Origin of the sequence: Acutalibacter muris (assembly GCF_002201475.1) — a bacterium.
Lineage (GTDB): Bacteria > Bacillota > Clostridia > Oscillospirales > Acutalibacteraceae > Acutalibacter > Acutalibacter muris.
In genome coordinates, this window is record NZ_CP021422.1 from 3644791 (window position 1) to 3659328 (window position 14538).

Genomic DNA, 14538 nt, shown 5'->3' on the forward strand with positions numbered 1-14538 from the left:
ATATCCCGTATCAGAAAAGGGCGCGCCACACACAGCGCGCCCCTTCGGCTTATTTGGCGTAATCCACAGCCCGGCTCTCCCTTATCATGTTCACCTTGATCTGTCCGGGATAGTCCAGGTCACCCTCTATCTTCTTGCATATCTCCCGGGCCAGAAGGGTCATCTCCTCGTCGCTGACAAGGTCCGGCTTTACAAGTATCCGCACCTCGCGCCCGGCCTGTATGGCATAGCAGCTGTCCACGCCGCCGAAGGAGGACACCAGCTCCTCCAGCTTTTCAAGCCGCTTGATATAGTTCTCCAGGTTCTCCCTGCGGGCCCCGGGGCGCGCCGCCGAGATGGCGTCCGCAGCCTGGACAATACAGGCCACGATGGTCTTGGCCTCCACGTCCCCGTGGTGGGCGGCGATGGCGTGTACAACGGCCTCGTTCTCCCGGTACTTCTTGGCCACCTCCACGCCTATCTGCACGTGAGAGCCCTCCATCTCGTGGTCCAGAGCCTTGCCTATGTCGTGCAGAAGCCCAGCGCGCTTTGCCACGGTGGGATTCAGCCCCAGCTCTGAGGCTATCATGCCCGAGAGATAGGCCACCTCCAGAGAGTGGTTCAACACGTTCTGCCCATAGCTTGTACGGAATCTGAGCCTTCCCAGCAGCTTTACCAGCTCGTGGTGCACGCCGTTGACGCCCACCTCCAGAACGGCCCGCTCGCCTGCCTGCTTTATGGCGGACTCCACCTCGCGCCTTGCCTTCTCCACGGTCTCCTCTATCCTTGTGGGATGTATGCGCCCATCGGAGATAAGCTTCTCCAGGGCGACCCTGGCCACCTCCCGGCGGACAGGCTCAAAACTTGAGAGGGTTATGGCCTCCGGGGTGTCGTCTATGATAAGGTCAACGCCCGTAAGGGTCTCTATGGCCCGGATGTTCCGGCCCTCCCGGCCGATAATCCTGCCCTTCATCTCGTCGTTTGGCAGCGGCACAACGCTTATGGCCGCCTCGGACACGTGGTCCGCGGCGCAGCGCTGTATGGCCGTGGCGATTATCTCCCTGGCGGCGTTATCGCTGTCCTCCTTCAGCTGCTGCTCAAACTCGCGTATCTTTACCGCCTTTTCGTGCACCAGCTCGTTCTCCAAATTATTCAGCAGGTATTCCTTGGCCTGTTCCATGGAAAAGCTGGAAATTTTCTCCAGCATATCAAACTGGCTTTTCCTTACGGCCTCGGCCTCTTTTAAGCGCTCCTCGGCCTTTTTGTTGCGCTGGTCTATCTGGTCCTCCTTGCGCTCTAAGGTCTCCAGCTTCTTCTCCAGGCTCTCCTCCTTCTGGAGGTTCCTGCGCTCCTGATGCTGTATCTCCCTGCGCCTGTCGGAGAGCTCCTTCTCGCTCTCGTTGCGAAGCTTGTGGATCTCGTCCTTGCCCTCAAGGATTATCTCCTTTTTCCTGGCCTCAGCGGTCTTGATCGCGTCGCCAACAATGCGTTTGGCCTCCTCCTCGGCCGAGCCGATGGCGGCCTCAGCCTTGGATTTCCGATAGTTGATCCCAAGGAAGAACGCCGCCGCCCCCGCGAGCGCCGCAGCAAGGACCGCGATCACGATACACAGCCATACCGATATACTGCCCAATCGGGCACCTCCTTTATTGATATAAGATTTTTTAAAAACAGGTACTAAGCCGGCAAGTATACTCCCTTTGGGAAATCAAGCTTTCCGGCCTCTCCGGGAATCCCCCGGAAAATGCTCATGGCTGCCTATTCGATTTTTATATATTTTGCCGGTCATATCAGCCCAGGCCCGCCGAAAGGCGCCCGCCCGGAGACTGTAAGGTTTAAGTAGTACGTGAATATATAAAAAAGTATATAAAAAGCACCCGAGTGCATTCCATGTATAATTGTATAACTACAGCCGGGAATTGTCAAGAAATTCATGAATTTTTCTTGAATAAAAATACCCGGGCCCTATTTCTCCCTGTTTACCGCCCTAAGTTCGGCAACTATCCTGTTCACCGCCTCTATCTGCGCATCGGTCAGCCCGTCCACATTCAGCGTCCTGCCGCCGCCTGCCCCCAGAATATAGTCAGTGCTCACCCCAAACAGCCACGCCATCTTTAAAAGAATGTCATAGGGCGGGAAGTGCACCGCGTTTTCGTAGGAACTCACCACCGACTTCGACACCCCCAGGTGCCGGGCCAGCTCTACCTGGGAGATGTTCCGCTGCCTGCGCAGCTGCTTTATCCTCTCCCCAATCTCCGGCATATACATTTTACCGCTCCTTTGTCCTGTAATAGTGGACACTCTACAGAATTCTATTCCACTATTACAGGATTTTATACTGAAATAGTTGACTTTTTCCATCGCCTGGTGTATACTGAACAGGAAATGATAAGGCACAAAAAATGAGGAGGCATAAAGTAATGGGCAATCAAAACCTTCCAACGGGCAATTACAAGCCCACTGTGAGGGCAAGGCGCTGGGCGCGGTTCATGCTGAACTACATAGGCGAGAAGCTTCGGGGCCTGGACTTCAGCATGGTCTACGTGGGGGACCTGCAGCGCAATGTGGAGCACTACCACGGCTACAGCATGACCGACGAAAAGGAGATGCGCCGTATTTTGGGCACAGTCCCGCTGGAGCCGGCGAAAACCGGGTTCATAGACCTTGGCTGCGGCAAGGGTATGTGCCTGAAATGCGCCGCCCAGATGGGTTACAAAAAGGTGGCGGGCCTTGAACTGGACCAGGGCCTTTTGAAAATTGGCCGCAGGAACATGGAGAAGCTGGGACTTGACGCCCAGGTGATATACGGCAACGCCATGGAGTACGGCGACTACGACGATTACGACCTGTTCTATTTCTTCAACCCCTTCGGCCCACCGGTCTTTGAAAAGGTCATCGGGTTCATGCTGGAGAGCCAGCAGCGTAGGAACCGGGACATTTGGGCGGTGTATAACCACCCGGTGTCCGGCTATCTTTTTGAGGAGGCGGGGTTCACGGCGAAGCTGGAGAGCTTCGACAACACCCGGGGCTTCAACGTGAAATACTATCTTCTGCCAAAGCGTAAAACCCCTTGACATTTTTCTACCGCCGCGCTATAATTTAAGGCACAGTAAAAATGCAGTGAAGAGGAAGCCGGGGCCCTCATGCCCCCGCGCCAGAGAGCCCGCGCCAACCGCTGAGAGCGCGGGCAGCGGCGGCGGTCCCGGTACCACCTTGGAGCACCCACCGAAAGGCCGGGCGGGCGGCGCCGTTACACGCCAACTTGAGGAGACTTCGCGCAAGCGAACGTCTTGAATTCGGGTGGAACCGCGGTGCGCCTTAAATTCTTTATATACGAAGGCTTGCGTCGCCCCAGGCAGAGTTCGCAAAGCGAACTCTTATGCTGAGGGCGGCGTTTTTATTATGCCCGTCCCGGCGGAAAGGAGAAAAGCTATGATCACTATCGACCTGAAAGGCCAGCCAAAGGAATTTGAGGCGGGCGTGACCCCAGCCGAGGTGGCAAAGTCCATCGGCATGGGGCTCTACAAGTCCGCCTGCGCCGCCAGAGTAAACGGCGAGGTAAAGGACCTGCGCACCCCTCTTACGGAGGACTGCGCGCTGGAGATCCTCACCTTCGACGACCAGGACGGCAAGAAGGCCTACTGGCACACCACCTCCCATATACTGGCCCAGGCCGTGGGCCGGCTGTACCCGGGCACTAAATTTGCCATCGGCCCGGCCATTGACAACGGTTTCTACTACGACTTCGACCTGCCCGCCCCCATCTCCCCCGACGACCTTCCCAGGATAGAAGAGGAGATAAAGAAGATAATCAAGGAGAACAGGTCGCTTACCCGCTTCGAGCTGGAGCCGTCTGCCGCCATGGAGAAGATGTCCGGCCAGGAGTACAAGCAGGAGCTTATCGAGGAGCACAGCGGGAACGGCGAGAAGATAAGCTTCTATGAGCAGGGGGACTTCTGCGACCTGTGCGCCGGGCCCCACCTGATGAGCACCGGCGGGGTAAAGGCCGTGAAGCTCACCTCCATAACCGGGGCCTACTGGCGGGGGGACTCCACAAAGAAAATGCTCACCAGAATTTACGGCATCTCCTTCCCCAAGGCAAGTCAGCTTGAGGAGCATTTACAGATGCTGGAGGAGGCCAAGAAGCGGGACCACCGCAAAATAGGCCGGGAACAGGGCCTCTTCATGCTCCGGGACGAGGGCCCGGGCTTCCCCTTCTTCCTGCCCAAGGGCATGGTGCTGAAGAACCTGCTTATCGACTACTGGCGGGAGGTCCACAAGAAGTACGGCTATATGGAGATAAGCACCCCCATCATGCTCAACCGCCAGCTCTGGGAGCGCAGCGGCCACTGGGAGCACTATAAGGACAATATGTACACCACCGTTATCGACGAAACCAATTTCGGCATAAAGCCCATGAACTGCCCCGGCGGTATGCTTGTCTACGCCAACGAGCCCCATTCCTACAGGGAGCTGCCCATGAGGGTGGGAGAACTGGGCCTTGTCCACCGCCACGAGCTCTCCGGCACCCTGCACGGCCTGTTCCGGGTGCGCTGCTTCACCCAGGACGACGCGCACATCTTTATGACCCCGGACCAGATGCTGAACGTTATCCAGGAGACCGTGCGCCTGTTTGACGAGGTATACTCCACCTTCGGCCTCAACTACACCATCGAGCTCTCGACTATGCCCGAGGACCATATCGGCACCGTAGAGGAGTGGGAGAGGAACCAGGACATATTAAAGCAGGCCATTACCGCCATGGGCAAGGACTTTGTGATAAACGAGGGCGACGGCGCGTTCTACGGGCCGAAGCTTGACTTCCACATAGCCGACAGCCTTGGCCGTACCTGGCAGTGCGGGACCATACAGCTTGACAGCCAGCTGCCCGAGCGGTTCCAGCTGGAGTACACCGGCGAGGACGGCCAGAAGCACCGGCCCGTGATGATACACAGGGTGGTGCTGGGCTCCCTTGAGCGGTTCATCGGCGTTATCACCGAGCACCTTGCAGGGAAGTTCCCCCTGTGGCTCAGCCCCGTCCAGGCGGTGGTCCTGCCCATTTCCGAGCGGCACCACGGCTATGCCAAGGCCCTCACCTCAAAGCTGGAGGAGGCCGGGCTCAGGGTGGAGTGCGACCTTCGGGCCGAGAAGACCGGCTACAAGATCCGCGAGGCCCAGGTACAGCAGACACCCTATATGCTGGTGGTGGGCGACAAGGAGATAGAGTCTGCGGGCATCTCCGTGCGTCACCGCAGGGAGGGCGATATGGGGCTCATGGACGCCGGGGCCTTTATCGATATGGCCCTGAAGGAGATAAAGACCAAAGAGCTCAAATAATCCTCGCTTCATAAGCATAGCCCCCGCTTTCCTCCTTGGGAGGGCGGGGGCTCAATTCTGCCCATAAACGCTCGCCCAAGTGGGCAAAAACTCGTCATCCCGCCGAAAAATGAATTTTTCACTAAAACCTCTTGCATTTTTCTCTCCTTCCGCTAAAATAGGTGGAGTTTCAAAAACCAACGCTCCCAAAACCGGGAGGCTTGCTTCAAGGCAAGGAGGTATTTCAAAATGTTCCAGCTTCGATGGGTATGGACCCGAATGGCGGGCTGCCACCGCCGGTATGTGTTCGCTCTGTTCTCCACCGCCGCCCTGGCCGTCTTAGCCCTGGGCAACTCCATGATAACCGCGCGCATCATGGATACCGTGTTCTACCCCTTACAAGAATCCGGCACAGTCACCCCCGAGGTCATGCACCAGCTTATTGTGTTGGTGGCGGTTCTGGTGGGCTTCGTGCTGTTCCGCACGGGCTTCGGCTATTTACAGATCATGATGTACGAGACCTGCTCCCAGAAGCTCATCTATGAGCTTCGCCGGGACCTCTACAAGAATATGCAGGAGCAGGATCAGGCCTTCTATGGGGCCTACCGCACCGGCGACCTGATGACCCGTCTCACCGGCGACATGGACATGATACGCCACGCGGTCTGCTGGGTCATACGCCAGCTTATAAGCTGCACGGTGCTTTTCTTCACCACGGCCATCACATTTTTAGTCACCGACTGGCAGTTCGCCCTGACCATGCTGGCCGTGACCCCCTTTATCTTCTTCCTGACCTATATGTTCTCAAAGCGGGTGCGCCCCCTGTATGTAGACGTGCGGGAAAAGCTCTCAAGCCTCAACACCGCCGCCCAGGAGAACATCGCCGGCAACCGGGTGGTAAAGGCCTTCGCCCGGGAGGACTACGAGATAGAGCGCTTTGATGAGAAGAACCAGGCCTATAGAGAGGCCAACAAGACCTCCTCCCTGCTGTGGCTGAAGTTCAGCCCCTATATCGAGACCCTGTCCCAGTCCCTGTCAATAGCGGTGCTCTTGGTCGGCGGCATCTTCCTCATTAACGGCAGGATAACCATCGGCACCTTCACCATGTTCAACGGCCTGACCTGGACCCTCTCGGACCCCATGCGTATGCTGGGTATGCACCTTAACGACCTTCAGCGCTTCTTCGCCAGCTCCTCGAAGATAATCGAGCTGTACTACGCAAAGTCCACCGTGGTGTCCCGGCCCGACGCAGTGAAGTCCAAGGGCAGGATAAAGGGCGAGATACAGTTCAAGTCTGCCGGCCTCAGACTCCACGGCACAGAGGTGCTGGAGGATATAGACCTGACCGTAAACCCCGGGGAAACTGTGGCCATAATGGGCCCCACCGGCGCGGGTAAGACCTCCCTTATAAGCCTTATCCCCCGCTTTACGGACGTGACCAAAGGCGAGGTGGACATTGACGGCGTGCCCGTAAGAAGATACGACCTGAAATCCCTGCGCTCGGCAATAGGTATAGCCACCCAGGACGTGTTTCTCTTCTCCGATTCCGTTGACGGCAACATAGCCTACGGCGACAGCGATATGTCCGAGGAGGAGGTAAAGCGCTTCGCAAAGATGGCCGATGTGGACTTTGCCGAAAAGCTCTCAGAGGGCTTCGACACGGTGATAGGCGAGCGGGGCACCGGCCTTTCCGGCGGCCAAAAGCAGCGCATAGCCCTTGCCCGGGCCCTGGCGGTAAAGCCCAGTATCTTAATACTGGACGACACCACCAGCGCCGTGGACCTGGAGACCGAGAAGTACATACAGGAGCAGCTGGCAAATCTCGATTTCCCCTGCACGAAGATAATCGTGGCCCAGCGCATCTCCACCACCAAGCGGGCCGACAAGATAGTGGTCATCGAGAACGGGCGCATCACTGACGTAGGCACCCATCAAGAGCTGTCCCAAAAGCCCGGCTACTACCGCGAGGTGTTCTTATTACAGAACGGTCAGGACGAAAACATGAAGGTATCAGTTAAGGAGGTGGGTTAAATGGCAAGAAACCGCTTTGACGTTGACGAGAATCTTGAAACTCCGTTTAATATAAAGCACCTTTTAAGGGCCGGTACCTACATAGGCCGGCACAAGAAAAAGATGGCGCTTTCCCTGGTTTATTCCGCTGTCTCCGCGGCGGCGGCCCTGGTGGGGCCCCTGCTGGTCCAAAGGGGCATAAACGTCTCCGTGCCCAATAAGGACTGGAGGGAGCTGATACTGCTGAGCGTTGTCATGCTGGCGGCCATTATCACCTCCATCATGTTCGGCCGGGCCAGGAGCAAAAATATGATATCCGTGGGCCAGGACATCGTCTACGACATCAGAAAGGACCTGTTCGCCCACCTGCAAAAGCTCCCCTTCCAGTTCTACGACGACCGCCCCCACGGCAAGATACTCACCCGCGTGATAAACTACATCAACAGCGTTTCCGACGCGCTCTCAAACGGCATCATCAACTTTGTCCTTGAGATATTCAACCTTATTCTGATAGCCGTCTTTATGCTCATCTGCGACGTGCGGCTGTCCCTGGTGGTCATGGCCGGCGTGCCGCTGCTCCTGCTAGTGGTGATGATAATTAAGCCCGCCCAGCGCCGGGCGTGGCAGGACGTGTCAAATAAGAGCTCCAACCTCAACGCTTACCTTCACGAGAGTTTAGATGGCATGAAGATAACCCAGGCCTTCACCCGGGAGGAGGAGAACGCCGAGATTTACGACCGGCTCAATAAGAACTGCTACCGTACCTGGATGAAGGCCCAGTACACCTCCAACCTTATCTGGGTCTCGGTGGACAATATCTCCGTGTGGGTGGTGGGGGCCATGTACATCGTGGGCCTTACGGTCCTGGGCCCCAGTATGCAGATAGGCACCATCATCGCCCTGTCCTCCTACGCCTGGCGTTTCTGGCAGCCCCTTCTTAACCTGTCGAACCTCTATAACACCTTTATAAACGCCGTGGCATATTTGGAGCGCATCTTTGAGATGATGGATGAGCCCGTCACCGTGGACGACGCTCCCGACGCCACGGAGCTGCCGCCCATTAAGGGGCAGGTCACCTTTAAGGATGTGGTGTTCTCCTACGACGGCACGGTGAACGTTCTTGAGAACTTCAACCTGAACGTAAACCCCGGCGAGTCCGTGGCCCTTGTGGGTCCCACCGGCGCGGGCAAGACCACCGTTGTGAACCTTATCTCCCGCTTCTACAACCTCACCGGCGGTCAGGTGCTTTTAGACGGCCACGACATCTCAAAGGTAACTCTCCACTCCCTGCGCAGCCAGATGGGCATCATGCTCCAGGACAGCTTCATCTTCTCCGGCACCATCATGGACAATATCCGCTATGGCCGCCTGGACGCCACCGACGAGGAGGTCATAGAGGCCGCCAAGACCGTCTGCGCCCACGAGTTCATAAGTGGGATGGAGGGCGGCTACAACACCCAGGTCAACGAGCGCGGCTCACGCCTTTCCCAGGGCCAGCGCCAGCTGGTGGCTTTTGCGCGCACATTGCTCAGCGACCCGAAGATTCTGGTGCTGGACGAGGCCACCTCCTCCATAGACGCCAAGACGGAGAGGCTGGTGCAGCAGGGGCTCAACGCCCTCTTGAAGGGCAGGACTTCCTTTATAATTGCCCACAGGCTCTCCACCATCAAGAACTGTGACAGGATACTGTATATCTCCGATAAGGGGATCGCTGAGATGGGAAGCCATAAGGAGCTGCTTGAGAGGAAGGGGAAATATTACCAGCTGTATACGGCGCAGGTGGAGGATTAAGATTTTATTATTTAATTTAAATAAAGTATTGACAAAATATCTCTTTTGTTATATCATTTATATGATAAAAAATACAATATAAAAGGAGGCCATTTATGAAAAACAAAAAATTTCAGTGTCTTACATCATTTCTTTTAGTCCTAACACTTCTGTTCTCTTGCTTTGTTTCCCCTGTCCAAGCAAAAGCAGATGACACATTCTTGTCGGTGGAATCGGCATCATCAGAAGATTTATATTCACAATACTTTTCTGAACCCGATAACCCTATTGTTTCTCAAGAGCCCTATTTACCGCCCGATGGGGAAATTGCAGTATACGATAGTAATGATGCCACGCTTGTTACATATGCAGATGGTACAGAAGCTATTGTTTCTGCAATCCCATTAAATACAGAACAAGAATCTGAAGCAAGAGGTTGGCAAGACAAGTTACTATGTAGTGTGAAAGGAGACGGTAATGGAAAAATTACTATAACTTTTGCAGCTACATTGATAACCTGGGGAACAGACCTCGACGTTAACCTTTATTATGGTACGTGCAGGACGGAAACCCCGAATACTCATAGAAACACCTGGAAAATAACATCACTCGGTTTGACTAATGCGGTTTTTGAAACTACCATTAGCACAACAAAATATTTTAGGCTTAGAGTAGACGGTACAATGTGCGGCGATGTCTTATCTGCCGACTTAGTCAAATTCCTTATGAACAAAAAGGCATCTCCTTACCCAAAATATACGTGCCCTGTCTCGGGGAAAATTTGTGTCGGACCATACTATACATATTTTGCTAAAACCACACCAATCAATTGGAATGGTCGAAACACTTTCATAAGATATTTCAATAACACATATAACAATGGGAAAGACCCTTGGAATTGGGACAATTATGACATCCATCATATCAGGCCTCGCGGATTTGGCGGATTAAATGATAACGGCAATTTAATACCTCTCCCCAAAGCAACTCATACAAAGTTCACAACATGGTGGAAAAGCTATGCATGACAAAGGAGAAGAACCCAATGAAAAACATTCATGAAATTATGTCATTACTTGAGAATGACTCCTTCTGGGAACTGTGCAATACCCATAGTGCAGACCCGGAGCTTCTCCGTAAATTCACTGACAAGTATGATTTGCCCGAGGATTATCTTGACCTGTTAAACATAACAGACGGGTTTAAGCTTTTTCATGCGGGCGATTATACGATGAACGACATGGCCTGGACATTGGAGGTCGCGGAGAAATATCATGACGGCTGGTGCGAGAACGTCCTGGAGATTGGCTATTTTATGGACAATGTACTGCTGATTGACCTGAACAAGACCCACACGGACCAGTACCTGTTTGTAGGCCCCTCTTGTGTAACGGACGGATTTGTTTGTGTCGGAACGGTCACGGATTTTCTCAACGGGCTTATTGAGAACCATGGCGATGTGCCCCACTGGATGGCCTGTGGTACGGGGCCATATGACTTCGGCGAAAAGTAAAAAAGGCCGCTCTATCCTTAAAAGATAGAGCGGTTTCTCTTTTGCTCTGTGTTCAGCCCATTTTCTCAAGCAGCCTGCTCTTCTTCAGCGCCAGTCTGACCACCGCGCACAGCGGCACCGACACCACCACGGCTATCACAGCATTGATCCCCGATGTCACCGTCTTAGTCGCCAGCGCCGTCAGCACCGCCCCCATCTCGCTGCCCAGCAGCAGCCCCTGCACAAACGCCTTGCCCAAGTACAGTATCATATACGTCAGGCTTCCCGCAGCAGCCGCAAGGACATTCTGCCCATGGTTCCCGGCCCGCGACCCGTGCAGGTTCGCCGCCCAGCCGCAAACCGCCGCCAGCAGGAACTTGAACAGGAATGTAAACGGCGCGCTTGCTATATACGCCGGGTTCGTCAGGTCGTAAAGCCCCGAACCTATCCCCGCCGCCAGTCCGCCGCCTATGGGCCCCAGCACAAATCCCGACAGCAGGCAGAAAATATTGCCAAAGTGTATTCTCGAAACGTCCCCGATAGCCACCGGCACCGGCACGCTCAGATAGTTGGACACGAACACCAGCGCCGCGAATACGCCTACCGCGGATATTTTGTAGATTTTAGTCTGCTTCTCCATAAAGAACCACTCCTTAGAGTAAAATATATATTTCCGGCCTGAATCCGTCGGGAATATTCAGTCTAGCATAATTATATGCGCGCCACTCCTGTCTCCCTTGCGACCCGTGCTACAGCCCCTGCTATAGCCGGAGCTACCGCCTTATTGAACGCGCTGGGGATAATGTTCTCCTCGGAGAGCTCCCCCTCCGGGATTATCCCCGCCAGGGCCCTTGCCGCCGCCAGCTTCATCTCCTCGTTTATCTCCCTGGCCCGCACCTCCAGCGCGCCCCTAAAGATCCCCGGAAAGCACAGCACATTGTTTATCTGATTCACGCAGTCCGACCGCCCGGAGCCCACGACCCTGGCCCCCGCCGCTTTCGCCTCCTCGGGGAAGATCTCCGGCGTGGGATTGGCGCAGGCGAAGACTATCGCGTCCCCCGCCATGGACCGCACCATGTCCTTCGTAACGCACCCCGGCGCGGAGAAGCCCATGAACACGTCCGCGTCTTTAATCACATCCGCAAGCGTCCCCCGCTTTCTCTCCGGGTTAGTGGCCTCCGCCAGCTCCGCCTGGGCGGGAGTCATCCACTTCTCCCCCGGGCAGAGGGCTCCCTGTTTATCACAGACCACCACATTTTTGAGCCCCAGCGCCATCAAAAGTCTTGTACAGGCTGTGCCCGCCGCACCCGCGCCGTTCACCACCGCCGAGACCCTGTCTATCTCCTTGCCCACCACCTTCAGGGCATTTATCATGGCCGCCACCGTCACCACCGCCGTGCCGTGCTGGTCGTCGTGGAATACGGGGATGTCCAGCCGCTCCTTCAGCTTTCTCTCTATCTCAAAGCACCTGGGCGCGGCGATATCCTCCAGGTTTATCCCCCCGAAGGACCCGGCTATAAGCTCCACCGTGCGCACTATCTCGTCCACGTCCTTGGAGCGTATACATATGGGGAACGCGTCCACCTCCGCAAATGCCTTAAAGAGGGCGCATTTGCCCTCCATCACCGGCATACCCGCCTCGGGCCCAATGTCCCCCAGCCCCAGCACCGCCGTGCCGTCGGTCACAACGGCCACCAGGTTGCCCCTTCGGGTGTAGGTAAAGGATTTCTCCGGGTCCTTCTGTATCTCGAGACACGGCGCCGCCACCCCGGGGGTGTAGGCCACGGACAAATCGTCCCGGCTCTCCAGGGGACAGGGGGTCTCTATGCGTATCTTCCCCCGCCATTTCTCGTGCATTTCCAACGCTTTCTCATTATAATCCATGGATATCCCTCATTCAGATAAGCTTGATAAAATCATTATACCACTCTGCCACGCTAAAATCAACCGGGCCGATTATACAAACATAGCTCCCCATTACATATTGTTTTGGTATGTTTATTTCCCAGCTTTTTATCAAAGCCCTTAACTTATTCCCGGAAATGCCGACATAAGATATGACAGAATAAAATCCCCGGGGAGGTCATCATATGACGGTAAAGCAGATAGCACAGAGCCAACAGCAGCAGCGGGTAAACACTTTGACCCGAAGGGCACAGAGCGGGCCCCACGTAAATCCCTACGGCACGCCGGGCATGAGCCTGAACGGCGCGGGGGATTTCCGCAGGATAGTTTCTGTGGACGAGTCTGTGGCCCGTCAGGTCAGGCAGCTTGCCCTTGACCACATGAAAAACGGCTATGGGGTCAGCGACGGAGAGGACGTCAGTGCCGCCATTCGGGACTATACCCTGTCCCTTCCCCCCGAGGAGCGTCTCAGCGCGTCCTGGACGCTGAACGAGATATTCCACAGCGAAGCCCGCCGCCTGGGGGAATTTGTCCACAGCCAGGACCCGGGCTGGGACTGGGGCAAGCCCTTTGACGCCGGTATTCTGGACGGCTATGTTCCGGGGGTAGATACCAGGGCGTAGAATTCCTCAAGGGCCCCGGCCAGGGCCTTTGGCTTTTCCTCGTTTGCCACACCTCCTCACCGCCCGGACCGTACTATAATAAAGACAGCTTTACAGAATCGAGGTAATGATAAATGCCCTATAGCGCCTGCATATTCGACCTGGACGGCACCCTTGCCGACACCCTTCACTCCATCGCCCACTTTGGCAACGGAACCTTAGAGGCCTTCGGCTATCCCCCCATCGACCCCATCGAGTACAAGCAGCTGGTGGGCAACGGCGCTGACCTGCTCATGCGCCGGATGCTGGCCCGGGTGGGTGCCAAGCTTTCAGAGGAGGAGCTAAAGAGGTTCCGCGCCGAATACGACCGCCGGTACGCCGATGACCCCATGGCTCTCGTGGGGGCCTATCCCGGCCTGCCCTATGTGCTGCCCCGCCTGCGGGAATCTGGCATGAAGCTGGGGGTACTCTCTAACAAGCCCGACGACATGACCCAGGCTATCGTGGCCGGGCTGTACCCGGGCATATTCCACACCGTCCACGGCCAGCGGGAGGGCATACCCACAAAGCCCGACCCTGCCGCCGTGCTTGCCCTGGCAGAGGAGCTGGGCGCTGCCCCTGGCGGGGTGCTCTATATCGGCGACAGCGGCGTGGACATGGACACTGCCAAGAACGCCGGCATGGACTCCTGCGGGGTGCTATGGGGGTTCCGCTCTAAGGAGGAGCTTTTGGAGCATGGGGCCATGTACCTGGCGGGGGACCCGGCGGAGCTCGAAAAAGTTATCGAAAAACGATAAATATGTATTGACAAACGATATATATCGGGTTATAATAGAGCCATAAACTCACTGGAGGTGCTCTGTTATGACTAATAAGGAAAAGCGTTTTGAAATGCTCACAAAGGCGGCGACGGTGTTTTCAAAGCTGTTCGAGGTGGGCTACCAGATACTGGCAATAGGCATGATGGTGGGGCTTGTGCTATTCGTTATTGACAAGAGCTTCGACTGGGGCGCGCTGGTCCGGGGAGACCCGGAGATAGGGGAGCAGCTGGCGGTAAACGGCTTCTCCATCGTCATCGGCAATTCCGACGGGACCCTGAACAACGCGGCAATGATAATTTTCCTGCTGGCTGGGGCCATGTCCGGGGAGCTTATGGCCTGGGTGTTCCGCAACGTGAATCTTGTGCTGCGCACCACCCAGGGGCTCACTAAGTTCTCACAGGGCAAGACCCCCTTCCAGAAGGACAACGTGCGCATGATAAGGGAGATCGGCATTTTCTTCATCTCCATAACGGTGGTCCACTTTGCGCTGAGCTCCCTTGCCGTGCTCATTATCGGCCCTGAGATGGCCGAGGTCAGCGTGGGCATGGGGAACATAGTCGCGGGCGTTCTCATGCTCTGTCTGTCCCAGGTCTTCGCCCTGGGGCAGAAGATGCAGGAGGACGTGGACGGATTGGTATAAGCC

General features: G+C 55.8%; 13 protein-coding genes. 9 read left to right on the forward strand and 4 right to left on the reverse strand.

Translation table 11 applies throughout. The features are described 5' to 3' along the window. Window positions 1–49: 49 nt before the first annotated feature. Both rny and ADH66_RS18720 read right to left on the reverse strand, forming a co-directional pair. Window positions 50–1603: a ribonuclease Y gene (gene rny / locus ADH66_RS18715; protein WP_407922937.1), complete on the reverse strand. Its 1554-nt coding sequence runs from the start codon at window positions 1601–1603 to the stop codon at window positions 50–52. Window positions 1604–1944: 341 nt separating this feature from the next. Continuing rightward, window positions 1945–2241 carry a helix-turn-helix domain-containing protein gene (locus tag ADH66_RS18720; protein WP_066541804.1) on the reverse strand — a complete coding sequence of 99 codons (297 nt, stop codon included), beginning with the start codon at window positions 2239–2241 and terminating at the stop codon, window positions 1945–1947. Window positions 2242–2399: 158 nt separating this feature from the next. Between ADH66_RS18720 and ADH66_RS18725 the strand changes: the two genes are divergently transcribed. From ADH66_RS18725 to ADH66_RS18745, 6 genes are all read left to right on the forward strand, one after another. Then, entirely contained in the window at window positions 2400–3053 is a 654-nt protein-coding gene (locus ADH66_RS18725) for a methyltransferase domain-containing protein (protein WP_066537658.1), read from the forward strand. Between the two features lie 358 nt (window positions 3054–3411). Continuing rightward, the gene (thrS, locus tag ADH66_RS18730) at window positions 3412–5316 is read left to right on the forward strand and encodes a threonine--tRNA ligase (protein WP_066537657.1); all 1905 of its coding nucleotides are present in this window, start codon (window positions 3412–3414) and stop codon (window positions 5314–5316) included. A 228-nt stretch (window positions 5317–5544) separates the two neighbouring features. Next, entirely contained in the window at window positions 5545–7326 is a 1782-nt protein-coding gene (locus ADH66_RS18735; RefSeq protein WP_066537656.1) for an ABC transporter ATP-binding protein, read from the forward strand. Further along, window positions 7327–9096, forward strand: a complete 1770-nt coding sequence (locus ADH66_RS18740; protein WP_066537654.1) for an ABC transporter ATP-binding protein — start codon at window positions 7327–7329, stop codon at window positions 9094–9096. A 95-nt stretch (window positions 9097–9191) separates the two neighbouring features. Next, on the forward strand, window positions 9192–10103 hold the full coding sequence (locus ADH66_RS20290; protein ID WP_157130629.1) for an HNH endonuclease signature motif containing protein: 912 nt from the start codon (window positions 9192–9194) through the stop codon (window positions 10101–10103). A gap of 17 nt (window positions 10104–10120) precedes the next feature. Then, entirely contained in the window at window positions 10121–10588 is a 468-nt protein-coding gene (locus ADH66_RS18745; RefSeq protein ID WP_157130628.1) for a hypothetical protein, read from the forward strand. A gap of 52 nt (window positions 10589–10640) precedes the next feature. Here the strand turns inward: ADH66_RS18745 and ADH66_RS18750 are convergent, their stop codons facing one another. Continuing rightward, on the reverse strand, window positions 10641–11207 hold the full coding sequence (locus tag ADH66_RS18750) for an ECF transporter S component (protein WP_066537651.1): 567 nt from the start codon (window positions 11205–11207) through the stop codon (window positions 10641–10643). 71 nt (window positions 11208–11278) lie between these two features. After that, entirely contained in the window at window positions 11279–12451 is a 1173-nt protein-coding gene (locus ADH66_RS18755; protein WP_066537649.1) for an NAD(P)-dependent malic enzyme, read from the reverse strand. A gap of 206 nt (window positions 12452–12657) precedes the next feature. Between ADH66_RS18755 and ADH66_RS18760 the strand changes: the two genes are divergently transcribed. The 3 genes from ADH66_RS18760 to ADH66_RS18770 all read left to right on the forward strand — a co-directional run bounded on the left by ADH66_RS18760 (window position 12658) and on the right by ADH66_RS18770 (window position 14535). Continuing rightward, on the forward strand, window positions 12658–13095 hold the full coding sequence (locus ADH66_RS18760) for a DUF3879 family protein (RefSeq protein WP_066537647.1): 438 nt from the start codon (window positions 12658–12660) through the stop codon (window positions 13093–13095). A 113-nt stretch (window positions 13096–13208) separates the two neighbouring features. Beyond that, on the forward strand, window positions 13209–13871 hold the full coding sequence (locus tag ADH66_RS18765; RefSeq protein WP_066537645.1) for an HAD family hydrolase: 663 nt from the start codon (window positions 13209–13211) through the stop codon (window positions 13869–13871). A 67-nt stretch (window positions 13872–13938) separates the two neighbouring features. Continuing rightward, window positions 13939–14535, forward strand: coding sequence for a DUF2975 domain-containing protein (locus tag ADH66_RS18770; protein ID WP_066537644.1), 597 nt, complete (start codon window positions 13939–13941; stop codon window positions 14533–14535). The last annotated feature ends 3 nt before the right edge of the window (window positions 14536–14538 follow it).